At 44.8% G+C, this 26,637-nt stretch carries 23 protein-coding genes, 1 tRNA gene and 1 pseudogene; 16 read left to right on the top strand and 9 right to left on the bottom strand.

Features of this window, described 5'->3' with window-relative positions:
* Window positions 1-63 precede the first annotated feature (63 nt).
* The 4 genes from AC3WJC_RS19355 to AC3WJC_RS19340 all read left to right on the top strand — a co-directional run bounded on the left by AC3WJC_RS19355 (window position 64) and on the right by AC3WJC_RS19340 (window position 5,914).
* Window positions 64-480 (top strand): 6-pyruvoyl trahydropterin synthase family protein, encoded by a 417-nt coding sequence (locus tag AC3WJC_RS19355; protein ID WP_228953683.1) that lies wholly within the window; start codon window positions 64-66, stop codon window positions 478-480.
* Window positions 481-489: 9 nt separating this feature from the next.
* Window positions 490-1,128 (top strand): GTP cyclohydrolase I FolE, encoded by a 639-nt coding sequence (gene folE / locus AC3WJC_RS19350; protein WP_492400766.1) that lies wholly within the window; start codon window positions 490-492, stop codon window positions 1,126-1,128.
* An 87-nt stretch (window positions 1,129-1,215) separates the two neighbouring features.
* The gene (fabD, locus tag AC3WJC_RS19345; RefSeq protein WP_492400765.1) at window positions 1,216-2,100 is read left to right on the top strand and encodes an ACP S-malonyltransferase; all 885 of its coding nucleotides are present in this window, start codon (window positions 1,216-1,218) and stop codon (window positions 2,098-2,100) included.
* Between the two features lie 70 nt (window positions 2,101-2,170).
* The gene (locus tag AC3WJC_RS19340; protein WP_492400764.1) at window positions 2,171-5,914 is read left to right on the top strand and encodes a sensor histidine kinase; all 3,744 of its coding nucleotides are present in this window, start codon (window positions 2,171-2,173) and stop codon (window positions 5,912-5,914) included.
* A gap of 170 nt (window positions 5,915-6,084) precedes the next feature.
* Here AC3WJC_RS19340 and AC3WJC_RS19335 read toward each other — a convergent pair whose 3' ends face one another.
* Window positions 6,085-6,996: a DUF8428 domain-containing protein gene (locus AC3WJC_RS19335; protein WP_492400763.1), complete on the bottom strand. Its 912-nt coding sequence runs from the start codon at window positions 6,994-6,996 to the stop codon at window positions 6,085-6,087.
* Between the two features lie 237 nt (window positions 6,997-7,233).
* Between AC3WJC_RS19335 and AC3WJC_RS19330 the strand changes: the two genes are divergently transcribed.
* Window positions 7,234-8,793, top strand: coding sequence for a glycoside hydrolase family 10-like protein (locus AC3WJC_RS19330; protein WP_492400762.1), 1,560 nt, complete (start codon window positions 7,234-7,236; stop codon window positions 8,791-8,793).
* On the opposite strand, the gene AC3WJC_RS19325 is transcribed toward AC3WJC_RS19330, so the two are convergent.
* From AC3WJC_RS19325 to AC3WJC_RS19305, 5 genes and pseudogenes are all read right to left on the bottom strand, one after another.
* Complete coding sequence (locus AC3WJC_RS19325) at window positions 8,790-9,581, bottom strand: DUF1835 domain-containing protein (protein WP_492400761.1); 792 nt, start codon at window positions 9,579-9,581, stop codon at window positions 8,790-8,792. The genes AC3WJC_RS19330 and AC3WJC_RS19325 overlap by 4 nt on opposite strands.
* Before the next feature lie 131 nt (window positions 9,582-9,712).
* Window positions 9,713-10,977, bottom strand: a pseudogene (locus AC3WJC_RS19320) (serine hydrolase domain-containing protein).
* Window positions 10,978-11,355: 378 nt separating this feature from the next.
* Window positions 11,356-13,062, bottom strand: a complete 1,707-nt coding sequence (locus AC3WJC_RS19315; RefSeq protein WP_492400760.1) for a TonB family protein — start codon at window positions 13,060-13,062, stop codon at window positions 11,356-11,358.
* A gap of 5 nt (window positions 13,063-13,067) precedes the next feature.
* On the bottom strand, window positions 13,068-13,436 hold the full coding sequence (locus AC3WJC_RS19310) for a BlaI/MecI/CopY family transcriptional regulator (protein ID WP_492400759.1): 369 nt from the start codon (window positions 13,434-13,436) through the stop codon (window positions 13,068-13,070).
* 9 nt (window positions 13,437-13,445) lie between these two features.
* On the bottom strand, window positions 13,446-13,916 hold the full coding sequence (locus AC3WJC_RS19305) for a hypothetical protein (protein WP_492400758.1): 471 nt from the start codon (window positions 13,914-13,916) through the stop codon (window positions 13,446-13,448).
* A gap of 128 nt (window positions 13,917-14,044) precedes the next feature.
* On the opposite strand from AC3WJC_RS19305, the gene AC3WJC_RS19300 reads away from it, so the two are divergent.
* The gene (locus AC3WJC_RS19300) at window positions 14,045-15,445 is read left to right on the top strand and encodes an MBL fold metallo-hydrolase RNA specificity domain-containing protein (protein ID WP_492400757.1); all 1,401 of its coding nucleotides are present in this window, start codon (window positions 14,045-14,047) and stop codon (window positions 15,443-15,445) included.
* 44 nt (window positions 15,446-15,489) lie between these two features.
* Here AC3WJC_RS19300 and AC3WJC_RS19295 read toward each other — a convergent pair whose 3' ends face one another.
* Both AC3WJC_RS19295 and crtID read right to left on the bottom strand, forming a co-directional pair.
* A complete protein-coding gene (locus AC3WJC_RS19295) occupies window positions 15,490-16,677 on the bottom strand; it encodes a class I SAM-dependent rRNA methyltransferase (RefSeq protein ID WP_492400756.1) in 1,188 nt (395 codons plus the stop codon).
* Window positions 16,678-16,704: 27 nt separating this feature from the next.
* On the bottom strand, window positions 16,705-18,198 hold the full coding sequence (gene crtID / locus AC3WJC_RS19290) for a bifunctional phytoene desaturase/3,4-desaturase (protein ID WP_492400755.1): 1,494 nt from the start codon (window positions 18,196-18,198) through the stop codon (window positions 16,705-16,707).
* A gap of 95 nt (window positions 18,199-18,293) precedes the next feature.
* Between crtID and AC3WJC_RS19285 the strand changes: the two genes are divergently transcribed.
* The 4 genes from AC3WJC_RS19285 to AC3WJC_RS19270 are packed head-to-tail and all read left to right on the top strand — an operon-like array spanning window position 18,294 to window position 20,575.
* Window positions 18,294-19,130 carry a phytoene/squalene synthase family protein gene (locus AC3WJC_RS19285; protein ID WP_492400754.1) on the top strand — a complete coding sequence of 279 codons (837 nt, stop codon included), beginning with the start codon at window positions 18,294-18,296 and terminating at the stop codon, window positions 19,128-19,130.
* Complete coding sequence (locus AC3WJC_RS19280; RefSeq protein WP_492400753.1) at window positions 19,130-19,669, top strand: hypothetical protein; 540 nt, start codon at window positions 19,130-19,132, stop codon at window positions 19,667-19,669. The genes AC3WJC_RS19285 and AC3WJC_RS19280 overlap by 1 nt, the downstream gene beginning before the upstream one ends.
* On the top strand, window positions 19,666-20,346 hold the full coding sequence (locus AC3WJC_RS19275) for a lycopene cyclase domain-containing protein (RefSeq protein ID WP_492400752.1): 681 nt from the start codon (window positions 19,666-19,668) through the stop codon (window positions 20,344-20,346). The genes AC3WJC_RS19280 and AC3WJC_RS19275 overlap by 4 nt, the downstream gene beginning before the upstream one ends.
* Window positions 20,339-20,575: a cytochrome b5 domain-containing protein gene (locus AC3WJC_RS19270; protein ID WP_492400751.1), complete on the top strand. Its 237-nt coding sequence runs from the start codon at window positions 20,339-20,341 to the stop codon at window positions 20,573-20,575. The genes AC3WJC_RS19275 and AC3WJC_RS19270 overlap by 8 nt, the downstream gene beginning before the upstream one ends.
* A 100-nt stretch (window positions 20,576-20,675) precedes the next feature.
* Here the strand turns inward: AC3WJC_RS19270 and AC3WJC_RS19265 are convergent, their stop codons facing one another.
* Complete coding sequence (locus AC3WJC_RS19265; protein ID WP_492400750.1) at window positions 20,676-21,590, bottom strand: PfkB family carbohydrate kinase; 915 nt, start codon at window positions 21,588-21,590, stop codon at window positions 20,676-20,678.
* A gap of 87 nt (window positions 21,591-21,677) precedes the next feature.
* On the opposite strand from AC3WJC_RS19265, the gene AC3WJC_RS19260 reads away from it, so the two are divergent.
* From AC3WJC_RS19260 to AC3WJC_RS19235, 6 genes are all read left to right on the top strand, one after another.
* A tRNA-Asn gene (locus tag AC3WJC_RS19260) sits at window positions 21,678-21,751 on the top strand.
* Between the two features lie 353 nt (window positions 21,752-22,104).
* Entirely contained in the window at window positions 22,105-23,127 is a 1,023-nt protein-coding gene (locus AC3WJC_RS19255; RefSeq protein WP_492400749.1) for a sensor histidine kinase, read from the top strand.
* Entirely contained in the window at window positions 23,124-23,903 is a 780-nt protein-coding gene (locus tag AC3WJC_RS19250; protein ID WP_492400748.1) for a LytR/AlgR family response regulator transcription factor, read from the top strand. Before AC3WJC_RS19255 ends, AC3WJC_RS19250 begins: the two co-directional genes overlap by 4 nt.
* A 96-nt stretch (window positions 23,904-23,999) precedes the next feature.
* Complete coding sequence (locus AC3WJC_RS19245; RefSeq protein WP_492400747.1) at window positions 24,000-24,818, top strand: sterol desaturase family protein; 819 nt, start codon at window positions 24,000-24,002, stop codon at window positions 24,816-24,818.
* A 315-nt stretch (window positions 24,819-25,133) separates the two neighbouring features.
* On the top strand, window positions 25,134-25,529 hold the full coding sequence (locus AC3WJC_RS19240; RefSeq protein ID WP_492400746.1) for a DUF4890 domain-containing protein: 396 nt from the start codon (window positions 25,134-25,136) through the stop codon (window positions 25,527-25,529).
* Between the two features lie 47 nt (window positions 25,530-25,576).
* Entirely contained in the window at window positions 25,577-26,626 is a 1,050-nt protein-coding gene (locus tag AC3WJC_RS19235; RefSeq protein WP_492400745.1) for an alpha/beta hydrolase, read from the top strand.
* The last annotated feature ends 11 nt before the right edge of the window (window positions 26,627-26,637 follow it).

Below are 26,637 nucleotides of genomic sequence, written 5' to 3'. Positions count from 1 at the left end.
CATGGCTAATATAAAACAACTCGCCTGTTTTTGTTTTGTATATTTGCACCCACAATTATTATGATGATTTATATAACGCGCAGAGAACATTTTAACGCCGCCCATCGCATGTACAGGGATGAGTGGAGCGAAGAAAAAAATGCCGAGGTATTTGGCAAATGCGCTAACCCTAACTGGCATGGCCATAATTATAACCTTTTTGTAACCATAAAAGGCGAAATAAGCTACGCTACCGGTTATTTAATGGATCTGAAGGATCTGAAAGCCATTATTCAGGAATATATTGTTGAAAAGCTCGACCATAAGAACCTGAATAAGGATGTTGACTTTATGCAGGGCAAAATGGCATCAACCGAGTTGCTGTGTATCGAAATATTTAACCAGCTTAAAGCACCTATTGAGGCTTTCGAGGGCGTTTTTCTGCACTCGGTACGCCTGCACGAAACCGAAAACAACTCCGCCGAGTACTTTGGCGAATAATATATACTGATGGATAACACCCGCCACATACCCGACCGCGATGATGACGTTGACGGTTACGAAAAAATAGACCGCTACAACCCCGAACTGATAGACAGCCTTAAAGGCCATTATCACGAAGTACTTAAACTGATCGGCGAGCATCCGGGTCGCGAAGGTTTGCTTAAAACACCTGAGCGCATGGCTAAGGCCATGCTTTACCTAACGCATGGTTATGATTTGAATGCAGAGGAGATACTCAAATCGGCCATGTTTAAAGAGGATTACAGCCAGATGGTTGTAGTTAAGGATATTGAGGTATACTCCATGTGCGAACACCACATGTTGCCGTTTTTAGGCAAGGCGCACATAGCCTACATTCCTAACGGTTATGTAGTTGGCCTGAGCAAAATACCACGTATAGTTGATGTGTTCGCCCGCCGCCTGCAGGTGCAGGAGCGCCTGACCAATGAGATACGCGATTGCATACAGCAAACGCTTAACCCTATAGGTGTAGGTGTAGTAATTGAGTGCCGCCACATGTGCATGAGCATGCGCGGCGTACAAAAGCAAAACTCGGTAACCACCACATCGGCATTTACAGGGGCTTTTTTGCAGGATAAAACACGTACCGAATTTTTAAATCTTATTTCATCGAGATTGAGTTAATTTGGGGAGTGGTTAGTAGTGAATTGTGAGTAAAAATAATTTATATATTCACTACTAACCACTAACCACTCACTAATATAATACACCATGAACGCATACATTTTTCCAGGACAAGGCGCACAGTTTGTAGGTATGGGTAAAGACCTGTACGAATCATCAGACGAAGCACGCGCGCTTTTTGAAAAAGCTAACGATATTTTAGGCTTCAGCATTACCGACATTATGTTCAGCGGTACCGATGAGGACCTGAAACAAACCCGCGTAACGCAGCCGGCCATATTTTTACACTCGGTTATTTTAGCCAAGGGTTTGGGCGATAGCTTTAAGCCTGATATGGTTGCTGGCCACTCATTAGGCGAGTTTTCGGCACTGGTATCGGCCGGAGCTTTAAGTTTTGAGGATGGTTTAAGATTAGTTGCCGCCCGCGCCAATGCCATGCAAAAAGCCTGTGAACTGCAACCATCAACCATGGCCGCTATTTTAGGGCTGGATGATTTTACGGTTGAGGATATTTGCCAGCAGGTGAGCGATGTGGTGGTTCCGGCTAATTACAACTGCCCGGGCCAACTGGTTATATCAGGCACCATAGCCGGTGTTGATGCAGCCTGCGAAAAACTGACCGCCGCGGGTGCCAAGCGCGCGCTAAAACTTAACGTAGGCGGAGCCTTCCACTCGCCTTTGATGGAATCGGCACGTGTGGAGTTAGAAGCTGCCATTATAGCAACCAATATTCAGGCACCGGTTTGCCCTATCTACCAAAATATAGACGCCAAACCTTACACCGAGCCTGAAAAGATTAAAGAAAACCTGATAGCACAGCTTACCGGTGCCGTACGCTGGACACAAACCGTTAAGCACATGCTGGAGGATGGTGCTACCTCGTTTACCGAAGTAGGGCCGGGCAATGTATTGCAAGGCCTCGTTAAAAAGGTTGACCGCGGCGTAGCCACAGCGAGCGCTGCCATTAATTAATACATAGAGCAAAGCCACTCATTAAGTGGCTTTGCTGTTACTAAATTTATCTGCCAAAAAATATATTAATTTGAGTTACAGGGTAAAAATACGCTTGCTGCTGGCCTTACTTACAGTAAGCTTATTTGTTACGGCCATTATATTACCACACTCCTACACACCCGGCCGCACGCTTGAGCAAACCGCCAAAATACTCGAAGATAATATCCACGATAAAGAAAGTTTTATAAAGGATATTATTGAAGATACGGCAAAGTTTAACCAGCTTAAAGGTTTACCGGGTAATAATCAGTTAGCCTTAAAGCTGATTACTGATTATACTGTAAAACAACATATATGGTTTATTACGCTTGATACCGGCCGCTTATCTTTTTGGAGCGGCGTTAAGGTGCTGCCGCAAAATCCGGCCCGTATAAAACCGGGGCGATCCTTTATCAAACAGGCTAACGGCTATTACGAGGCTATTCGCAAAGATCAGGGCAGTTTTTCGGCAGTTTTCTTTTTCCCGGTAAAAATAAATTACACCTTTCAAAATAAGTATCTGCGTAACGGGTTTGATAAGCAATTGCTGAGCGATGATGATAACATTATTGACCTGGCCGATTTTACCGATAAGCAATTTTACCCCATACACAGCATCAGCGGGCAGTATCTTTTTGGCGTAAAGCTAAAGGCCAACGCGGTTAACAGCCGCTTTTTTTACTCGGAACTTACGGTATGGTTTTTCGCTTTTTTAGTGCTGTGCCTGCTGGTTAATGATTTTTGCCTGCAAATGGCGCGAAGGGGCAAGGCGCTGCTATCTATATTACTGCTATCATCATTTATTGTGCTGTTAAGGTTTATTAACCTGCATTTTTGCTGGCCTGACTTTACCTTTAAGCTCGACCTGTTTAACCCATCACACTACGCGTCTGACGCGGTATTTCCATCCCTCGGCGATTTTTGTATCAACATACTGTTCACCACCTGGTTTTCGGCGTTTATTTATGTAAACCGCAATTACCTGCTCAACAATATAAAAAGCCGTGCCGGCAGTTACGTGGTGTTGTTATGCTGTACGACATTTATCATCAGCATGTCGGCCTGGTTGCTGGTTTTGTTTGAGGGGCTCATTATTAACTCCAACATTAATTTTGATGTTACCAACGTGCTTAACCTCGGCAGCCTTAGCATACTTGGCCTGGCTGTACTTTGTTTCGCGTTCCTGATATTTTATCTCATTAATGATGCATTTATAAAAATCTGCATCAGGCTGCCTATATCAAACGCGCACAAAACCTTTATCTTTTTATTGGGCATAGCGATTGCTACCGTTTTGTATACCTGGCTGAGAACATATAACAGCTTTTTTCTGCTGATGGCGGTAATGGTGCTGATCAGGGCGTATGGCTACCGCTATGCCGACGGGCGCTTATCAGCCGTAACATTATTAATGATGGTTCTTGTTGGAGCCATTATATCATCTTTGGAGCTGAATACGTTTCAGTCGGCTAAAGAAATAGAGCAACGCAAACTGCTCATCAAAAAACTTTTGGTACCTGATGATACCAACGTTAACTTATCTCTCAGCAAGCTTGAAAACCGCATATTAAATGATGCTGCCATTCAACAAGGCTTTGGCAAAAACGGACAGGCCGGTATGCTTAAAACCCGTTTGCAAAAACTCTACTTTGATGGCTACCTGTCTCGCTATGAGCTTAGCGTACATCAATTTGATAACGCCGATAAGCCCCTGCTGGCCGATAGCAGCTACTCGCTGAGTGTGTTTAAGGACCTGGTGATGTACAGCTCCTTTAAAGTATCGCGTTATTTTTACCGCGAAAATGAATCATTCGGCTCACAAAATTACTTCGCTATAGTACCTGTAAAATTAGGCGTTAACAAAGGGTCAATGGTGATTGAACTGCGGTCAAAAGCGCTTAACACACCCCATTCTTTCCCAGAGTTGCTGGTTGAAGGAATTAATAACGAATCAAACGATTTTAAGGATTACTCCTACGCTTTTTATACTGACGGGCGGCTGGTATCGCAAAGCGGCAGCTATGTTTATGATATTGTAAACAAAACTTTTGATGCGCCGCTTAACAACTATCACTTTATAACTACCAACAGCATTTACCCTGAGTGGTACCGTGTGTTCTCGCGCCATAACCACCTGGTGTATAAAGCATCAAAACGTAATGTAATTATAGTTAGCAAAAGCGAAAACCTGCTGTTTTTTGGCGTAACCTCGCTTACCTTCTTTTTTGTATTGCTGCTGCTGTTTAGTTTACTGATTGTGCTGGTGCGTTGGCTATGGCTGCGCATCCGTATATTATATGTTAGTGATAACCGGATCAAGTGGGGTTTCCGCATCAATTTTGATAAGATACTTTACAAAACCCGCATCCAGTTCTCCATGATACTGGCGGTTGTGTTTACCCTGATTATTGTGGGCTTTATAACTTTCCTCTTCATCAGCACGCAATATAACTCGCAGCAGGAAGAAATGATACGCGGAAAGATTGCCCGTATTACAGCCGCGTTTGAAGACGGGCAGTTTAATAAGTACATTAATAACATCAATAACGAAAAGCTGAGCGATTTTGACGAGCTGGCCAAAACTTATTCTGCCGACCTTACCCTTTTTAACCTGCAGGGTGTACCGCTTATCAGCACCCAGCCCAAAATATACGAGTTTGGCCTGCACGTTAGGCGCATGAATGCCAAGGCCTTTATTTACATGAGCAAGCTGCAAAAATCTGAATATGTAAATGATGAGCAGATAGGTGAGCTGCGTTATAAATCAGTTTACGCGCCATTAAAAAACAACAAGCAGGTAACGGTGGCTTATTTGCAATTGCCTTATTTTTCAAACGAGGTTGATTATAAGGCGCAGGTTGGCGCGTTGCTTAACGCCATGATAAACGTTTACGCGCTGGTATTCATCGCTATTGGTTTGCTGGCTGTGATTATTGCCCGGCAGATAACCGCCCCGCTTAACTTTATACAGAGCAACCTGGGCCGTATAATTTACGGTAAAAAGAATGAGCCTATTAAATGGGACCGTGATGACGAGATAGGCGCACTGGTAAAAGAGTATAACAAAATGATAGCCGCGCTGGAGAACAGCGCACAAAAATTGGCTCAATCTGAAAGGGAGAGTGCCTGGCGCGAAATGGCCAAGCAGGTGGCGCACGAGATCAAAAATCCGCTTACACCGCTAAAGCTGGGCTTGCAGTTGCTGGATAAATCATGGAAGGATAAGGATCCTAAGTTTGACCAGAAATTCGAGCGTTTCAGTAAATCATTTGTTGAGCAGATAGAAAGCCTGTCGTCCATCGCATCAGAGTTTTCGGCTTTTGCTAAAATGCCCGATACCAAAATGGTGCAACTTAATATTTTTGAGGTGCTTAACCAGGCCGTGATCATTTTTAAGCAGATGGATAACCTGACCATAAATTACCAGCCGCCGGAGCAGCCTTTCACCATCAACGCCGACCGCGACCAATTGCTGCGCTGCTTTAACAACCTGCTTAAAAACGCCATAGAAGCTACTCCTTTAGACAGGCATGGCGTGATTGACTTGAGTTACCTGATCACCAGCAAAAACATTTTGCTCAGCATAAAGGATAATGGCAACGGCATCCCTGAAAATATGCGCGAAAAGATATTCGAGCCCAATTTCACCACCAAAAGCTCGGGTACGGGCCTCGGGCTTGCCTTCATTAAAAACTCTATTGAGAATGCCGGCGGCAAGGTATGGTTTGAAACCGAGCTTAATGTAGGCACTACCTTTTACTTTAGCCTGCCTGCAGCCGATAGTGTTCAGTAACATACTAAACAGGTATACGAATCAACATAAAACGACAAAGTCCTCAGCATAAGCTAAGGCCTTTGTCGTTTTTATATATTCGTCATTTTGTAGCGAGAGCGAGAAATCTGTCGCCCGGTTATGAACGCGGACGGGTTTCTCCTCATACCTTTTCGATATGACAATCTACCTTATTTTAAAGTAATGCTTGATTTTCCCATACTGAAACCATCTGAATAAAGCATAATGGTGTAGGTGCCTTTTTGAAAGGCTACAGGGTTAAACCAATCAATAGTATAAGCACTGCCATCATCCCTAAAATCAATAGCGGTTTTGTAGCTGTATTGCATCTCCTGATCGTCGGCACTAAAGTTACCGGTATCTGCGGAGGTGATCAGGTTTCCGGTCGGGTCAATTACACGTACATATACATCATGCAGTGCTTTAGCGGCTACGCCGTTAGGTACCAGTGTAAAATTGATCTTGAATTTTTTCGCTGTTTTAGCCTTGGTTACGTCCGACTCCTTACCATTGTCTTTTACCTTATAAGCCACTACCTCTACGGCAGATAATTTAAGGGCGGCCGCTTGCTGTACCTTGGTGCTCAGCTCTTGGTTTTGCTTTTCGAGCGTTGTGGCTTTTTCTGATACGGCTGCCAGGTTTGATTTCAGCGTATCGCGCTCAACCAATAGCGTAGAGTTTTGCTTTTTAAGCTCCTCAATATCGGCGGTGTACTTGGTCACAAAGTAACGGAGTTGCTTAACATCCTCACGTGCCTTAGCCAGCTCGCCTGCGGAAAGTTTGCCTTTAGCCAGTTCAGACCTTAAAACCTTTATCTTGGTTTGCAATGAGTCATTCTTGGCCTGTAACTCGGCAGATAGTTTTGTTTTTGAACTGTTAACCAGTTCTATTTGTGCTTCCAAGCTGTCCAACTCGGTTTGCAGGCGGGTTTTTTCATCGTTAACATACACCACGCGCGTATCCGATTTGTTTTTTTGCAGGTACAGGTATACATCAGTACCCAGCAGGGCGATCACCACAATGATCAAAAAATAAATAACGTTTGAATTCTTTTTTACTGGTTGTTCAGACTGGTTCTCCATAAATAAGTTAGTTTAAACGCGCGGCCTTTAAAAGGCTATCGGCTGTGGCATGTAACTATTACTTAATGCTTTTTGTAATTATTACTGTTAATAATACCGCTATGTGAGGCATTGTTTCCCCGCTAAAATAAGTACAATAAGCATAAAACACAAAAACAGCCGATTTATTATCTGTAATAATAAAACTACGTACGCGCAGTTTATATCTTTGCAGATTAATTGATAAACCGTTTTTTGATGCGTATCTACTCCGTTGCTGTATTGTATATATTATCGTTGCTGTCGTGTTTAAGTGCATTGGCACAGCCGGCCCACGAATTGAGTATACCCGATACCTATAAACCCGACCCTAAACGAGAGTTCAGGGGGGTATGGATAGCTACCGTGGTGAACATTGACTGGCCCAGCAGCTCGCGCTCTTTACCCGAAAAGCAAAAAACAGAGCTATTGAACCTGCTTGATGAGCATCAGGAAACCGGTATAAACGCGGTAATGTTACAGGTAAGGCCTGCTGCCGATGCCTTTTATGCCAAGAGCTTTGAGCCCTGGTCAAAATACCTCACTGGGCAGCAGGGCCGGGCACCTTCCCCATCTTACGATCCGCTGGAGTTTGCCATAACCGAGGCCCACAAGCGTGGTATGGAACTGCATGCCTGGTTTAACCCTTACCGCGCCACCTTTGATAAAAATTTTAATGCTGTAGCCAGCGATCATATTACCCGCCTAAAACCCGAGTGGTTTTTTACCTACGGCGGCATCAAGCTGTTTAACCCCGGCATACCCGAGGTGCGTGAATATATAGTTCGCGTGATATTAAATGTGGTTGATAATTATGATGTGGATGGCATTCACCTCGATGATTATTTTTACCCCTACCCTATTGCCGGGCAGCGCATAAACGATCAGGAAGCGTTTGAGAAATACGGTACCGGTTTTACCGATGTTAAAGAATGGCGGCGCAATAATGTGGATGTATTGATTAAAATGCTGAATGACAGTATACATGCCCACAAACCAACTATGAAGTTTGGCATCAGTCCGTTTGGTATATGGGCCAACAAGTATCAAAACCCTGAAGGTTCTGAAACCAGTGGCGGCTCATCCTATTACGAGCAATATGCCGATAGCCGCAAATGGATACGTGAGGGCTGGCTGGATTATATTAACCCGCAACTGTACTGGCCTATTGGCAACCGCGCGGCGGCGTTTGATAAGCTTGCCGACTGGTGGAGCAACAATACCAATAACCGCCACCTGTATATAGGGCAGGCACCATACCGCTTGCTCGAGCGTAAAACAGCGGCTTTCCGCAACCCGGCCGAACTGCCTAAGCAGATCAATTATTTGCGTAATAACCCGCGTGTGCAGGGCAGTGTATATTTCAGTTCAAATTCATTAATCAGCAACCCGCTGGGCATTGCTGACTCGCTGCGAACCACGTATTACCGGCACCCGGCATTGCCACCGGTTATGCTTTGGCTTGATTCTGTAGCACCTAAAGTACCGCGTAACCTTACCGTTAAGCCATCGGCTAAGGGCATGTATCTGAACTGGCAGGAGCCTGTTACCGCCCGTGATAACGAGCCGGTATACGGCTATGTGATTTACCGTTTTGAGGATGGTGAACGTACCGATATTAACGACCCCAAAAACATCATCCGCATACAATACAGTACCGACCTGTTTTATGAGGATACCACGGTGATAAAGGGTAAGCACTATTTATATATAATTACCGCTATTGACCGTATCAAGAACGAAAGCGACCGTTCCCCGGCCATTGCAGCGGGTGACTAAATATTGATCAATCCTTTTTGCTGCAAACTGTCAAGGTATTGATCGATAGCGGTATCGCCCATACCATAAATGCTATTTTGTGCCCAAAAAGCGGCATAGATCTCCGGCTTGATAGTTTTACCGCTGTTGTAAATATCCAGTAGTTGCTGTTCAATATAATTCAATCCCTCGCTGTTAACATGCAGGCGTTTAAGGTGCGCCTCAAGCGCCGGTTTAAGTAAAGGCAGGTTAGCCCAAAAAACGGTATCATTTACAAACGCCTCAATTTTATCGGCCTCGCCGGTGCAATAAGCTGTCCAGGCTTCGGCGGCAAGGGTAAAATCATACGCTGTTAATTGCACACGGATGCTGTCATACAGGTAATCAAGTTCACTGCCGGTCAGTTCACCCAACCCCTTAAAATCAGGCTTGCCGGGATATTCCGCCGGGCAGACCAGGTATAGGGCAGGCTCACTTAAATTACTTTGCAGGCGCAGCAGGTTAAGCGCGCCCAACAGGTTAACCTGGCAATGCAGATCGGACTCAAACCATAAAGTTATTTCGCTGTAAGGATTATTGAGTTTGCCAATTTCATCAACCACCTTGGTTTTATAAGCCTCTGCCGGTTCATTAAATTGTTTGCCGATCCATTCTATCCGCAACTCCCAAAATTTAGCCGATGATATGTCTGCTATAACCGGCCCCTCAGAGAGTATTTCGCGCCATATCAGTACATCACCGTCAAGCCCGGTATTATTAAAGCCATGCAGCATAGCATCGCCGTTAAGTATATGCAGTTGTTTTTCCATAAATCATCAAAGCTATCAAATGCATTTTGATTTGTCACTAATTAAAAATACAATAGCGATCTGACAATCCAAAGGTCTATGATTTTATCCTAAAAACGCTTCGTTTCAGTGAGACCATCACCGTAGAACGATTATTTGTTAGTTAAACTATTAGTAGCGGCTTCTAATCCTTCTTTTCCATCAACACTGGTTGGATAAAGCCTCAAAAGCAAGCGAAATATGGGTAATGCTTCATCTGGCCGTTTATCCAACAACAATACGGAATAGGCCCAGTTAACAAGATCACGTTCTGGGATTTTATAACCAGTTTGTTTGGATCTCAAATGATCATAGGCTGCGTTTAGGTCCTTGTATCGTTTTGTTGATGACAGTCGATATAATGGTATCAGCGGGTCTGAAAGGTTTCCACCATTGGCCGCTTTAAGCTCGGGATAAAAAAGACCTGCTATCTCTGACGCCAAATTTTCCGGCCCAACGGACTTCATATTAGTGAGCACAATTACGCTCAAGTCATGATCCGGGTATATATAGAACCAAGACCTGGAGCCGCCTATTCCTGCTACAGCTCGCGGGGCTACATTTCTTTTCGCCACCCATCCCAATGTCCAGCCTCCATAGCTGCCATCATTAAGTTTTCCGACTGCCCACATCTGTTTTAAGCTGTTTGGTGATCTTAATAGTTTTTCGGATTGCAGAGCGATAATCCACTGCGCAAGCTCTGTTGCAGTACAATTGATTCCCGCGGTTGACCTTAGCTCTGGAAATTCCTCCCAGGTTCGCTCTAATGTTTTTCCCTTTAAAAAATTCCTTTCTGTGACCCTGGATACAGCGTATGTTGGTGCTTTGTTAGGAATGACGTCTCTGGAATCACCAAAGCCTGCGACCGTCATCCCCGCAGGTACGAACTGACGTTCTTTAACGAACTCTTCGAAATGCTTACCGCTTAATTTTTCAATTATCTGTCCTAAAAGAACATAATTGGTTTGATTGTAAGAGGTTTTTTTCCTTCTTCAAACTCCATGGGTAAATTGCGCGCTGCTTTAAAAGCTTGTGCATAAGGCAGACCCTGAATGTAGCCACCATTTTTGACATTCATAAAATCGGGTATTCCGGAGGTATGATTAAGTAAGCTTTTAACTTTGATATTTTTCCATAGTAAGGGAAGTCTATCCAGATATCGACTTATTGGCTGCATCAAATCTATTTTCCCTTCTTCGGCCAGTTGCATAACAGCAACACCGGTAAAAGCTTTAGTAGCGGAGTTGATAGAAAATAAAGTTTCATGGGTTACCGGTATTTGATGCTCAATGTTAGCTATTCCAAAGGCTTCGGAGAACCATAGCTTGTTACCTCTGACAATAGCGACCTGTAATCCAGGTATATTTCGAACAAGCATTTGCTCCTTGACCAATTTACGGACAGAATCGGGGTTTACCTGGGCGGAGGAAAGGTATGGGGTAAAAAACGTTAGTAGGTATAGGGCAACGTTCACTCTAATTATTTGCATGAATAGGTTTTGATAAACAGACGCTTCAAATTTAAGTATTGTGACAACTTAAAACGACATATTCAAAACATCAATGATTCAAGACGAGTTAATCTTAATTTGCTGAGTCCCTTAAGACATTTCCGTTTACCTGGTTCGAAAAATAGACCAGTATAAATTATTTTGTTTTTATTTTAGAATGCGGGGCAACTTAAAAGCCACCCATTGGTAAATAGGTGGCTTTTAATGTGAGGGTAGGTTTAGTACGAACTATTAATTTAACTGACATTATTTGCTGGTAACCAAGACTTTTGCATAATCTTTTTCGCCTGGCTTTTTGCTGGAATCTTTAATTACATCAATGCTTTTTATGGTATTCGGATTAAGGTCTTTTATCTCTTTTTCGGTCATCTCTTTACCGTCCAGATAATACTTTACGTTTTTCATATCGGTTTTACCTCCTCTGATGGTAAACCCTTTACCTATTTTAGAGGTATCCCTTGATGAAAAACCTACTACCACTATATCGTCAACCTTTCCTTTAATCTTTTCACCTTTAATAGCTATGGCGGCCTGGTTGTCGTCGTCGCCATTGCCGGGTATCAGGGTACCTTGTTTTTCGCTTTCTTTAACAGCATTATCTGCCGACGGAAGATTAAATGCTATTGGTACAGTATACTGTACCCGCACCGAGTGGCCATTTTGTTTTCCCGGGGTCCATTTAGGTGAGGCCTTTAACACCCTTACCGCTTCGGCGTTGATTGTTTCAGATATTCCCCGTAGTACATGTACGTTGTTCAATGCTCCATCTTCCTCTACAATAAACTGAACAAATACCTTACCCGAAGCTTTATTTTTTACGTCCTCTGCAGGATATTTTATACTAGTTTGAAGGTATTTTCCAAAAGCTTTCAAGCCACCCGGAAATTCGGGTTGTTGCTCAACCTGAGTAAATACTTCCTTGTCGGCTTTGGGAACTGTATCAAGTTTAATTTCCAATACTTTAGATTTACCGGTTAATGTTGGGGCATTCGCGATCTTCAGATCTTCACTAACCGGCGTAGCTTCCTTTGCCTTGGGCGCATCAATGGTAACGTATTCTGTCGGCACCACTTCAGCTACCGGTTTTTCCAGCATTTTCTCGGCCTTTTTGTTGATGGCCAATACGGTTTTATTATCATTTATAGTGGCCGATGACAGGATCAGCATCAGCACAAACAATGGGGCAGAAAGGCCGTATTTAAGCAGCTTAACGCGCTGCGACCTGTTTTTTTGTAACATCATGATACGTTGTTTTAAAAGACTGTGATTAAAAAAGGGGTTAACTAAATTGTGTACCGGGGCATTAAAGGTTTGATTGAGCAGCAGCATGGCGTAACCGGCCTTATCCGCACCTGCATCAATTACCTGCCTGTCGGCAATAAACTCGTGTGTATGTTTAACAGCCTTGCGGTACAGGTAAACAACCGGGTTAAACCAGTTGATGATACTGATGATCTCGATCAGCATAACGTCTGCCGAGTGCCATTGGCGGGCATGCACATGCTCATGTGCCGATACCACCTCATGTTCTGACAGTTCGCCGCTTACCTGTACTTTTTTGAAGAAGGAGTACGCACCCGTCGTATGTTTGCTGATAAGCCTTTGCAGGCTGGCCAGTTGCCAGGTAAACCTGATGGCGAATGCAAGCAACCCTGCGAGGTAAGCGTAGGCTATCAAATGCCCGATGCTCAAAAAATCGGTTTCGGTTTTACCCGAGTACTGGAGCGCAATAACCGGCGCTTCATAAATAACCTGCTTTACCTGCCGGGTAATAAACAAATTTTGCACCCAGTCGGCCTGTATCAGCGGCAGCAGGAATGATATGGCTGCCGATGTAACCAGGTACACACGGTTAAGCTGAAAAAATGTTTCTTTACGAAGCAACAGTGCATAAAACCCATAAAACAACCCTAAATACAGGTTTGCCAGTATTAAATATTGCCACCAGTTCATAACGTTTATTTTTTTAGTTTTTCAATCAGTTTCATTATCTCGTCTGCCTCTTTGAGGTTTATCTTTTCCTTTTTTACAAAAAATGAGAGCATGCTGTTAACCGAGTTGTTAAAGTAACCGCTCAGCAACTTGTCCGACGCGAAATCCTGGTACTGCTCCTTGCTGATCACCGGGTGGTACTCGTGGCTTTTGCCATAAGCGGTATGCCCCACAAAGCCCTTGGTTTCCAGTATCCTGATGATGGTTGACACTGTATTGTATGCCGGTTTTGGCTCAGGCAACAGTTCTATCACATCCTTTACATATCCCTTTTTCAACTGCCACAATACTTGCATTATCTGTTCTTCGGCTCGTGTTAACTCTTTAAATTCCATATCTTTTTCCTATTGCTTATCCTGATAAATGGCCGGTCCGCATTGCGCGAACTTGTTATCAGCGGTTATATTTATTTTGTGGTATTGTACAAACTTATTTAACAAGGCGATAAACTTTTCCTTTTTAACCGGGTCGTTATCAAGCGCCTTTACATTTACAAGGTAGTAATCTATTTTGCCATCCGGCTCAAAATAAATGCGGTGTATTACTTTTGTTGGTTGCCCCCAGGCAAAACCATTATCCTTTAAGTAAGCAGCCAGTTCAGTAAGCATGGCAACATAAGCGTTGTAAAAATCGCGCTGTCGTTGGCCATTGAAAGTGGCTTTGGTGGTATCGGTATGCACGGCGCTGGTATACTGCTTGTCCAGCTTTTCAACAGTTAGCCCCTGCGCGGCGGCATCCTCAAAAGTCATCGCTTTGGGTTGAGCATTTAAAAATACCGGGGCAAGCATTAAAACTATGTATATGAAAAATTTCATCCGCTGATTAATTTAAAACTAAGATATTAGTTGTTATTCATATTTGCAACTAATTTTTTAGTTATTTTTTATAATTAAACATTTTAACCCCGCCGCCGTTTTACTCACACACTATTTATACCTGCATAATGCATATTGTATTTCACGGAGCTGCACGTAATGTAACCGGCAGCAAACACATTATAGAATTAAATGATGGCACCAGCCTGCTGCTTGATTGCGGCATGTTTCAGGGTTTAGGCGAGCATACCGAAGACATGAACGAGCATTTTGGCTTTAACCCCCAAAAGGTTGATTACATGATACTATCGCACGCGCATATTGACCATTGCGGTTTAATACCCCGCCTGATAGCCGAAGGTTTTAGCGGCCCGATATTTTGCACCCCGCCAACCATGAACCTCGCGCGTATTCTATTGATGGATTCGGCACGTATACAAACACAGGATGCGGAATACAGCAACCGCCATCGCCAAAGCAAAGGGCAAAAGTTAATAGAGCCTTTATATAATGAGGAAGATGCCATGGCCGCCATGCGCCAGTTTAAGGTGGTTGAATACGATGAGGAGTATGAGATATCGCCACGCATAAAATTCACCCTTACCGATGCCGGGCACGTGGTGGGCAGCGCGGCCGTGCACCTGACCATATTGGAAGAAGCCAAAGAAACCCGAATAACCTTTAGTGGTGATGTAGGCCGTTACGGCGATCTGCTGCTTAAAAGCCCGCAGCCTTTTCCGCAGGCTGAGTATATTTTGCTGGAATCAACCTACGGCGATTCACTGCACAAGGATATTGGCCCTATCGAGGATGCCCTGCTGGAAGTAATACGTAATACCTGCGAGCGTAAAAACGGCAAGGTAATTATCCCGGCGTTTAGCGTTGGCCGCACGCAGGAACTGCTGTATGCCCTTAACGCGCTTGAACTGCGCGGCGTATTACCTGATGTGCCTTATTATGTGGATAGCCCACTGTCGCTGCAAGCTACGCAAGTACTAAAAGATCACCCGGAAGTATACAATAACGACGTTAAGGAAGTGATGAAGGTTGATGATGACCCCTTCGCGTTCAAAGGCCTGCGGTTTATCGAGTCGACAGAGGAATCTATCGCCCTGAACAATGATCCGCGGCCGTGTGTGATCATCTCCTCATCCGGCATGGCCGAAGCAGGCAGGGTAAAGCATCATATTAAAAACAACATCAACAATAAAAAGAACACTATTTTGATTGTAGGGTACTGTGAGCCTAACTCACTGGGCGGCCACCTGATGCACGGCGACCGTGAAGTGTACATTTTTGGTGAGCAATACCAGGTAAACGCGGATGTGGAGGTAATTAAATCAATGAGCGCCCATGGCGATTATGAGGACTTACTACACTTTGTATCCTGCCAGGACCCGGCACTTGTTAAAAAACTATTTTTGGTACACGGCGAATATGATGTACAGCAAACCTTTGCCGAAAAGCTGAGAGAAAAAGGCTTTAAGGATGTTGAAATCCCCGCGCAGCATAGCCGGGTTAACTTATAACAGATTAGATGGCATTCACCCCTCACAAACAGGAGGGGTGAATATTAAAACACCCTGCAGAGTAATCCCTTTAAATACTCGCCTTCGGGGAATGATGAGCGAACGGGATGGTCTTCGGGCTGGCAAAACTGGTGGATAAATTGCACCTGCTTGCCCGCATCGAGCGCGGCCCAGGCCAATACCTGCTTAAAAGTTTCCAGATCCATAGCGCCGGAGCAAGAAAAGGTAGCCAGCAGGCCGCCATTGTTAAGCAGCAACATAGCCATACGGTTCAGATCCTTGTAAGCGCGCGATGCCTTATTCAACGCGGAACGTGATGGCGCGTATTTAGGCGGATCGAGCACAATTACATCAAACTTTTCGCCTTCATCCTTAAAGCGACGCAACTGGCTATTCACATCAGCCTTAATGGCCTGGTTTTTTTCAGCGTCAAACCCATTCAGCCTTATATTTTCATTCAGCGTTTCAACAGCCAGGGCAGAGCTATCTACGCTGGTAACCGAAGCCGCCTCGCTTTTTAAACTATTGAGCGTAAAGCCGCCGGTGTACGAAAAGCAATCCAACACCTTTTTGCCTTTAGCATATGATGCCAGTATGCGGCGGTTATCCCGCTGGTCGCAGTAAAAGCCTGATTTTTGTCCTTCGGCGATGTTGATGCCGTAAGTAATGCCGTTCTCTTTAACTTCAACCAATTCGGGTGGTTGTGTACCCCAAAGCAGTTTATTATCAGTTGTAAGGCCCTCATGCTGCCGCGATGAGGCATCGCTTTTATCAAAAATGCTTTTGGGTTTGAGCAGTTTTTGTAGTTCGTCAATAATAACCGGCAGGTTGTTTTCAATACCCGAGGTGAGCACCTGCACGGCCAGGTGGTCGGCGTATTTGTCAACGATGAGTCCCGGCAGGTAATCAGCTTCGCTGAATATCAATCGGCAGGTATTAGTGCTGCCATCAGCCAGTACATGGCGGCGGGCATTAACGGCATCCGCCACTTTGCTACGAAACCAGGCTTCATCAATAGCCGCTTCTTCATTCCATTCCAGCAGCCTCACCGCCACGCGCGATTTATCGTTATAAAAGCCATAGGCCATAAACAAGCCCTGGGCAGATACCAGCTTTACTACCTCGCCGTTTACCGGCTTACCCTTAACACGCTCAATAGCGCCCGAGAACACCCAGGGATGGCGTTGCAGTACAGCTTTTTCTTTGCCTTTCTTTAATATAACATCAACCATAGGCACAAAGGTAGCAAATACAATGTGTTATGGCTGTCCGCCGGCAGGCTTTATCAGCTTTTGTACCTCGGCAGCCACTACCCTGCCCGATATTATGGCGGGCGGCACACCCGGCCCCGGCACTGTAAGCTGCCCGGTATATAACAGGTTACTGATGTGTTTTGCACGCATGGCCGGTTTTAAAAACGCGGTTTGCTGCAAGGTATTCGCCAAACCATAGGCATTGCCTTTGTAAGAGTGATAATCGGCCTTAAAATCATTTATGGCGTAGCTGCGCTTTACAACGATGGCATCCCGGATAGTTTCACCTGTTATTGCTTCAAAGCGGCTCACCATTACATCAAAATACTTTTCGCGCATGGCTTCGCTATCCTCTAACCCGGGTGCCAGCGGCATTAAAAAGAACATGTTTTCACACCCTTCGGGCGCTACGCTGCTATCCGTTTTTGAGGGGCACGAGGCATAGAACAGCGGCTTGGAGGGCCATTGGGGTTGGGTATAGATCTCGTGAGCATGCTGGTCAAAATCCTCATCAAAAAACAGGTTGTGGTGTTTGATATCACCCACCTTTTTATTCAGGCCGATGTAAAACAGCAAACTCGATGGTGACATGGTGCGGTTATCCCAGTATTTTTCGGTATAGTTTCTAAAGGGTTTATCAATCAGTTGCTGGTCTACATGCGCGTAATCGGCACCGGCAATAACGAAATCAGCCATATAATCGCCCTGGCTGGTTTTAATAGCGGCTACTTTGCCATTGGCTACTTCCAGATGCTTTACCTCTGTATCAAGCTTAATGGTAACGCCCAATTCACGGGCAACGCTTACCATGGCTTTTACAATTTCATTCATCCCACCCATGGGGTACCAGGTGCCCAGTGCCAGGTCGGCATAGTTCATCATACTATACATGGCCGGCGTATTTTGCGGGGTAGCCCCTAAAAATAACACGGGAAACTCAAGCAACTTGATCAGTTTGGTGTTTTTAAAGTACTTGCGCACATGCTTACTCATGCTGGTGAGTAACTGTATGCCCATGCTTTTTTTGATCAGGCTAAGATCAAAATACTCGGTAACCGAATGCGAAGGCTTAAACACGTACTCGCCCATACCTACCCGGTATTTATATTCGGCTTGCCTTAAAAACTCACGCAACCCCTGGCTGCTGCCGGGCTCCGTTTTTTCAAACAAAGCCTCAAGGTCATCCATTGCCGCGGGTACATTTATTAAGTCGCCCGCGCCAAAATATACCCGGTAACCGGGGTCAAGACGTTTAAGCTGGTAATAGTCTGACGGTTTTTTTCCAAACAGGGCAAAGAAATCCTCGAAAACATCGGGCATCCAATACCAGCTTGGCCCCATATCAAAACGGAAGCCCTGTGTTTCCCAAACCTGCGCGCGGCCGCCGGGCTGGCTGTTCTTTTCATAAATGGTTACATCATAACCTTGTTTGGCTAACACGCAGGCGGCGCTTAACCCTGCAAAGCCCGATCCGATAACGGCTATTTTACTTTTGAGCATCTGATAACACTAATAACCCAAAGTACTGAAATTGTTTGAGCACATAAAAAACAAAGTGTGTGTTAATTTGTACATTTGAGGTAGTTCCAAAATTTATGATGCAGCTTTACGATAGCACCTGTTTTGATTGCAGTAGGCTAATTACCAATAATTACAGCACCTCGTTCAGCTTAGGCATAAAGGCTTTCGCAAAAAAGTTCAGAGATCCTATTTATGCCATTTATGGCTTTGTAAGGTATGCTGATGAAATTGTAGATACCTTTCATGATCATGATAAGGCCAAACTGATAGCCACTTTTCGTGCTGATACCTTTAGGGCCATTGAGGAGCGCATCAGCCTGAACCCGGTTTTACATGCCTTCCAGATCGTGGTGAACCATTACGGCATAGAGGCTGACCTGATCGATGCCTTTTTAACCTCGATGGAAATGGATCTATACACACAAAAATATGACGAGGATGGCTATAAAGCCTACATATACGGCTCGGCCGAAGTAATCGGCCTGATGTGCCTGCGCGTATTTTGCGAGGGTAACACCCAGCAGTACCAGGCTTTGCTGCCCAGTGCCTGCAGCCTGGGATCGGCATTTCAAAAAATTAATTTTTTGCGTGATGTAAAGGCCGACCGTGAGGAACGCGGCCGCACCTATTTCCCTAATGTAAATTTTGATGCGTTTACCGAGCGCGATAAACAAGTCATTGAGCTTGACATACAAAAAGATTTTGACGATGCCTTTGAAGGCATAAAAAAGCTGCCTGTTGGCAGTAAGCTTGGTGTATACATCGCTTATACTTATTACAAGCAATTGTTTAAAAAAATAAGCCGTATGCCGGTTGACAGCATATTGCAAAAAAGGATCCGTGTATCAGACACGCGAAAATTAGCGTTATTTGCACAAGCAGTGATGCAGCAAAAACTTAACGTTATTTAATGAAGGCCCTTGTAATAAGTTGTTTTATATTTTTCACCATTGGTTTTACGCCAACAAAGGCTTACGACCACGATCCTGAAACTATACGTAAACAACTTTTAACAGCCCTTAAAAACAGCAAAACTACCGATTCGCTCTATAACTCGCTGAATGCCGTAAAACACAAAAGCGCGCTTATAACCGGCTACATCGGCACCCTGCAAGCCCTCAAGGCCATACACGCCTGGAACCCCATCAGCAAGTTAAAATACCTTAATGCTGCCGAAAAAACCTACGCCGAGGCGGTAACTGCCGACCCGCATAACATCGAAATAAGGTTTATGCGTTTTTCGGTTGAGCATAATGTACCCGGCTTTTTAGGCTACCATAAAAACCTGGATAACGACCGCAAAACCATCATCGAACAACTAAAAAAAAAGAATTACAAAGACGAGGATAAAGACCTGATCAGAACAACCGTAAAATTCCTGATCGATTCAAAAAGATGCACTCCGGCCGAGAGTGAGTACCTTAACAAACAATTAGCCGCACTAAAGTGAAATACACTTACCTCATCATCAATTTTCTTACCATATTCTTCCCGGTTGTACTCTCGTTTGATAAAAGGGTACAGTTTGGCAAAAGCTGGCGGCATATATGGCCGGGCATGGCTATAACCGGCCTGGTATTTTTATTTTGGGATGTGCTGTTTACCATTAAAGGCGTGTGGTGGTTTAGCCAGGAACGAATTATCGGCATCAACTTTTTTGGCTTACCGCTTGAGGAGATACTCTTTTTTTTAACCGTCCCTTTTGCCTGTATCTTTATTTATGCCTGCCTCAATTACTATGTAAAGTGGCAGCCTAACATCAGGCTTACGCGTATACTATCAAACCTGATCCTGATCCTATCAGCACTGTTACTGATCCTTTATTATGACAGGATATACACCGCCGTTACCTTTGGTTTACTATTCGCATTGCTTGTTTACCTGCAATTTATAAAACAGGTTGAATGGCTTGGCCGCTTTTATATGGCCTTTGTGGTATCGCTTATTCCGTTTTACATTGTTAACGGCTTGCTTACCTCTATACCGGTTGTGTTGTATAACGATGCTGAAAACATAGGTATACGCGCCGGCACCATACCGTTTGAGGATCATTTTTACTCGATGGCCCTGCTGCTGATGAATGTTGGCTTTTTTGAATATTTTAAGCATCGCAAAGCAAATGGATGATCTGCCACAATACACCCGCTTCCAACTGGCCCTGCGCAACGGGCAGGACAAACCGCAGATATGGGTGGCCTACCAGGGCATTATTTATGATGTAACCGATAGTCGCTTGTGGCGCAATGGCAAGCATTATGAGCACTGGGCCGGGCAGGACCTCACCGAAGAACTGGCCGACGCACCGCACACACAAACTGTTTTTGAGAAGTTCGAGAAAGTAGGAAAACTAAGTTAAGCCCTAAGCCAAGACCCCTGCCCCCTAAGGGGAGCTTAAACTCAGCTTGTTTAAATATCATTCCCCCTTTAGGGGGTTAGGGGGCCGGAGCTGTTTGGGCTTACAACTCAAACTTCGACAGCTTCACGAATTGCTGTACACGTTCCGCTATTTCTTCCTGGGTAAGGTTTTTTATACGTTCAGGACCGAATTTTTCTACGCAGAAAGATGCCAGGGCTGAGCCGTAGATCAACGCGTTTTTCATGTTATTAAAGTTGATGCTGCCAACCTTTGCCAAATAACCGATAAAGCCCCCGGCAAAGGTATCTCCGGCGCCGGTTGGGTCAAACACCTCGGCAAGCGGCAATGCCGGTGTAGCAAAAACCGAGTTTTGATCAAATAACAAAGCACCATGCTCTCCCTTTTTTATAACAAGATATTTGGGGCCCATGGTTAATATTTTAGCGGCTGCTTTAACCAACGAATATTCGCCTGAAAGCTGTCGTGCCTCTTCATCATTAATGGTCAGTACATCTACCATTTTCAGGGTATCAAGCAGGTCATCAAGGGCGATGTTCATCCAAAAGTTCATGGTGTCCATCACAATCAGCTTTGGGCGTTTGGTTAAACGGTTAATAACCGTTTGCTGCACTTGTGGCGTAAGGTTACCCAGCATCAGGTATTCGCAATCCTGGTAGCTATCCGGAATGATCGGGTCAAAGTCGGCCAAAACATTCAGATCTGTTACCAAAGTGTCGCGACTATTCATATCATTATGATATTTGCCTGCCCAAAAGAAAGATTTTTCACCCTTTTTTATCTGCAAGCCTTCGGTGTTGATGCCATGCGCGTTAAAATCGTCTATTTCGCTTTGGTGAAAATCATCGCCAACAACGGCAACAATTTTAACTTTATTGTATAAATAAGAAGCGGCCAGGCCGGCGTAAGATGCTGAACCACCGACAATTTTATCGGTTTTACCAAAGGGTGTCTCAATAGCGTCAAACGCTACGGTGCCAATAACAACCAAACTCATGTGAAAATATTTTAAATTTTTTTTCAGCAAATATTGTGAAATTAAAGCAGAAAATATACTTTTGCACACCCAATCAGGGAAAAGCATTCCTGAGTAGCTCAGCCGGTTAGAGCATCTGACTGTTAATCAGAGGGTCGCTGGTTCGAGCCCAGCCTCAGGAGCCTCAAAATCAATGATTTAACCCCACTCTGGCGAGTGGGGTTTTTTTATTTGCATAAAATTTGCATACTTTTTATAGTTTGCATGCTAATATCTACTCAACTACTCTAGTTTACCTTTTGCGGAAATCATCGACAGACCCCATATAGGAACGCCGTCCTATTTGATTCGCATAGTCGGAAAATTGATAATACAGTATTTGCTCATACAATATACGGGGTGGTCTTGTGGATTGTTCAAATGTCCAATCAAGGTGTTTATTTTTCGCGCCTTCTTTTTAACACTTAAGCTGCTGTTTTATCAGCTTCACCTTACCCGCATATAGGCAATGGAAATATAATAGCTAATTTCACATATGGACAAGAACGAACTCCGTATTTGCGTATACAGCTCCCTGCTGATCTCCCTAATGGTGAATTCTGCCCGTTTGCTGGCTTTACGGACAAATGGGGTCATGGCGCGCTACTGGCAGTTCGACCTGGGGGAACTGACTTTTCAGTTCGTTTTTAACCTGGTATTTTGTGCATTACTATTTTACCTGAACCTGGAAAAAGGTGCGGGTTTCGCTGGCTACCGGAAACAAAAACGGTATGGCATTTATATCGCGGCTAACGGGATGCTGATCTTTTTGCTTATGGGGACAGGGAATTTCCTCCAATATACCCTGTTTGCAGGCAACCACTTAGCGGGCATTTACCGGATGGGGTATTTTCCCCGTTTCGGGTTGAGTGCCATCCTGATCGGTATCACCATCAGGATCATCCTGCTGCTCAGGGAAAGTAAGCAAAAAGACAAGGCCCATGAGCAATTAAAGAGCGCATACCTGGAAGCGCAGCTGGAACTGCTGAAAGAGCAGCTGAACCCGCATTTACTTTTCAACTCGCTTAGTAGTCTTTCCGGTATTGTCAGGGAAGACCCGAAGCTGGCGCAGTTCTATATTTTTCATTTGTCTAAAGTATTCCGCCATGCGCTGACACGTTCAGGAACAGCGCTGGTAACAGTTGCGGCGGAGCTCCAAGTACTCAGATCTTATGCGCAGCTTTTAAATATGCGCTTTGAAAAGGCTTTTCGCCTGGACATTGAGGTCGAACAGCATGATCTCGCTGCCCGAATCCCGCACCTGTCCTTACAACCCTTGTTAGAGAATGCGGCCAAACATAATTCGGCTACCCTTGAAAACCCTTTGATCGTACGGGTTTTTACAGAAAATGACTGCCTGGTCGTCAGCAACAACCTCCAGGAAATAGCCCTGCCGGAAAGCAGCACCGGCATTGGGCTGGTCAACCTGAACGAGCGCTTCCGCCTGCTGGTGAACCGGGAAATTGAGATCGAAAGAACAAACGAAATGTTTATCGTTAAATTACCTTTGAGCCGATGAAAGCGCTGCGCATTGTATTGATCGAAGATGAACCGGTTACAGCCCGTAACCTGGCGCATATATTACAGCATCTTGACGAAAACATCAGTGTGATCTGCGTACTTACCGGAGTGAGTGAGGCGGGAGCCTGGTTTAATACCCATCCGGGTAGTTATGACCTGGTTTTTATGGACATCCGGCTGACCGACGGATTATCCTTTGAGATCTTCAAACAGGCTCCGGTTAACCGGCCGGTAATATTTGTGACGGCTTATAACGATTACGCAATTGAGGCCTTTAAAAACAATGGTATCGACTACATCCTGAAGCCCTTTAATGAGCAGGAGGTGGATCGGGCACTGCAAAAGTTTGAAACCTTGGTCAGGCCAGCAGAGCGGGTACCAGACAGCTCAACGTTTAACCGGTTGCTGGAACAGTTCCAGGCCAGCGTCAAGTCCTACAAAAAATCCTTCCTGGTGCATTACCGGGATAAGCTGGTGCCTGTCGAAACGGCAAAGATCGCCTGGTTCTATACCGAAAGCGAAATTGTTTATGGTCATACATCGGAGGGAAAACAGTATATCCTGGAGTATACAATGGAGCAACTGGAACAGCAGCTGGATCCACAATTGTTTTTCCGGGCCAACCGGCAATTTATCATTAACCGGATGGCTATCTCGGAAGTTGATTTTTATTTCAATGGCCGGCTGTCTGTAAAAGTGAACCCGGAGCCACCAGAACGCATCCTGATAAGTAAAGCGCGTGTACCGGAATTTAAAAGCTGGATGAACAGCTAAACACTTCGCCCCCTGATTTTTCAGCCTCACCTGATTTGGCCTGCTTTCTTCCGGTTTTCCTGGCCAAATTACATCGTGAATAAAAAAACGAAGTAAATGAAACATCAGATCGGCCCGTATCGCGTTTACATTTTATTGTTCCTGCTGCTCCTGATCACAGCGGAGATCATCTGGAGCTGGAAAAAAGACAAATACGTTTATGAAGTTAAGGAAACATTGGCCAACCTTTCCGTCTTTGCCGGATTCCAGTTCTCTAAATACCTGTTTGCCGGTTACCAGTTAAGTATACTTAGTTTCTTTTCCGGTTTATCACCCATTCATCTGCCGCATACCGTCTGGATATTTTTACTTACGTTCCTGACGGCTGATTTTATTTATTACTGGTTTCACCGGGCATCGCATTACTGGAAACCTTTATGGGCTTTCCACCTCGTACACCATTCGGCGATGCACATGAACCTGACTACTGCTTACCGGCTCAACTGGTTCTCGGCCATCGTTAGCCCGCTTTTCTTTATCCCCGTAGCGCTGCTGGGCATGCCGACTGACTTTATTGTGATCTCCTACGCGCTTAACCTGGCTTACCAGTTCTTCCTGCATACCGAAGCCATAGGCACGCTGGGCCCGGTTGAAAAAGTGATGGACACCCCATCGTCACACCGCGTCCATCATGGCAGCAATCCCATTTATATTGATAAGAATTTTGGTGGCGTATTGATCATCTGGGACCGGCTATTTGGTACTTACCAGCCCGAAACCGAACGGGTTAATTATGGCTTAACTACAGGGTTTTTAAGCTATAATCCATTCCGGTTGGTCATGCAGGGGTTTCTCAATTGGTTTAAACCAGTCAGTCCAACCAAAGCAATAGTGAACTCAACCCCTGTTTTGGAAGCTTCGCCGGAAAAGCAATAACCGGCACCTCATTTTAAAGTCCTACCTGAAAACAAATAATTTAATTTAAAATACCATGAAAAAAATCCTTGTAGTTATCGCCCTGGCATTTATAAGCGCTTTATCCGTGAATGCCCAAACGCGTGTCGTTGTAAGAAGAACACCTGCCCGCAAAGTGGTGGTCGTACGCAGACCGGTCATCAGGCCCGTTGTGGTCGTACCCGCCAGGGCTGTTGTTGTCCGTCCGGTTGTTCGCAGGCGTGTCGTCGTTGTTCATTAACTCCCTGTCCATTTATTAAATAGCTTAACCACCCTTAAACATTAATCAAATAAAATATGAAAAATCAAAAGAACAACTTTAGGCTTACCCTTGCGCTAAGCCTGTTAATGATGCTGTTCACCCAATTGGGCACAGCACAAAATACAACCGGGATGAAGGACAAAACACCGGAAGAAAGGTCACAATTCCAGACCGGCCTGATGAAGACCAAACTCAGCCTGGATTCAGGGCAGCTTACCCGGGTACAGGCGATCAACCTGAAATACGCCTTAAAAAATGACCCTATTATCAAAAGCGATATTAGCAAATTCTCCAAGTTTAAACAGCTCAAGGCTCTGCAGAAGGAAAAGGACGGGGAGCTGAAAAAGATCTTTACAGCCGAGCAGTATAAGCAATACCAGGCATTTGAAACAGAGATAAAGGAAAAAATGAAAGCGAAAATGGGTCAGTAATAATAGCGCTACGCTTTATTCGATACTTATATTCTAACAAACATCCCATGAAATCTATTCTTATTAAAATGTGCTTTTTATTGCTGCTGTTATCCGGTTGTTCCAAAAATAGCGACAGCAGCACGGATCAACCTCCCGTTGATGATGACCTTGCAGGGCCGATCTCCCGTCCTTCATCCGGCTACGGCTCCGATGGTACCTATAAGGTTGCGGAGATCAATTTCCCAAACACCGAATATCCAGGTACCCAGGTAACCATTTTTTATCCTGCGGGAATTACTTCAGCAAGGCCGACGATCTTTTATTCCCACCCCTATGGCGGTGAGAACAAGGAATATAACCGGGGCCTGTTCGAGTTTATCGCTAAAAAGGGTTGTGTTGTTGTTTTTGTGCCTTATCCGACAACGGACGTCAGCATTGACCATCGCTATTTAACCTTATGGACCGGTTTCACTAAAGCTGCCGCTGATTACCCCAATATCATAGATACCAGAAAAGTGGGCTTTATGGGACATTCATTTGGCGGTGGCGCATCTATCGGGTTGTCCTACAAAGCTTTTACCGAAAAAGGATGGGGACAGGACGGGCGTTTCCTTTTCACGATGGCACCCTGGTACAGTTACCAGATCACGCCCGCGCAACTCGGAAACTTCCCTGCAAACACCAGGATGATCACGCAGGTCTATGATGAAGATGTTTATAATGACCACCGCCTGGCCATTGACATCTTTAAGAATATCAATATTCCTAATTCGGAAAAAGACTACTATTACCTGAAGCCCTCAACGGTGGCAGGCTATAAATATACAACGGAGCATAACCTGCCCAACAGCCGCTCTGCTTACGATGCTTACGACTATTACGGGGTTTACCGTTTACTGGACGCGCTGATGGACTACAGCTTTAATGGTAGCCAGGCAGGTAAGAATATTGCCCTGGGTAATGGCTCTTCCGAGCAAGTGACTATGCCCGGGTATAACGGGCAGTTCATGGCCCCTCTCGAGGTCACCGATACCCCAAGTCCCAAATACGATCCAGGCAAATACCTGTTTCCCTGCAATAGCGCGGACAATCCCCGGATCGCTAATTGTAATTGATCAACCCCGAT

Source organism: Mucilaginibacter sp. FW306-07-L (genome assembly GCF_058782065.1).
Note: the sequence above shows the minus strand (reverse complement) of the source record. Positions and strands in the feature narration are given on the sequence as shown.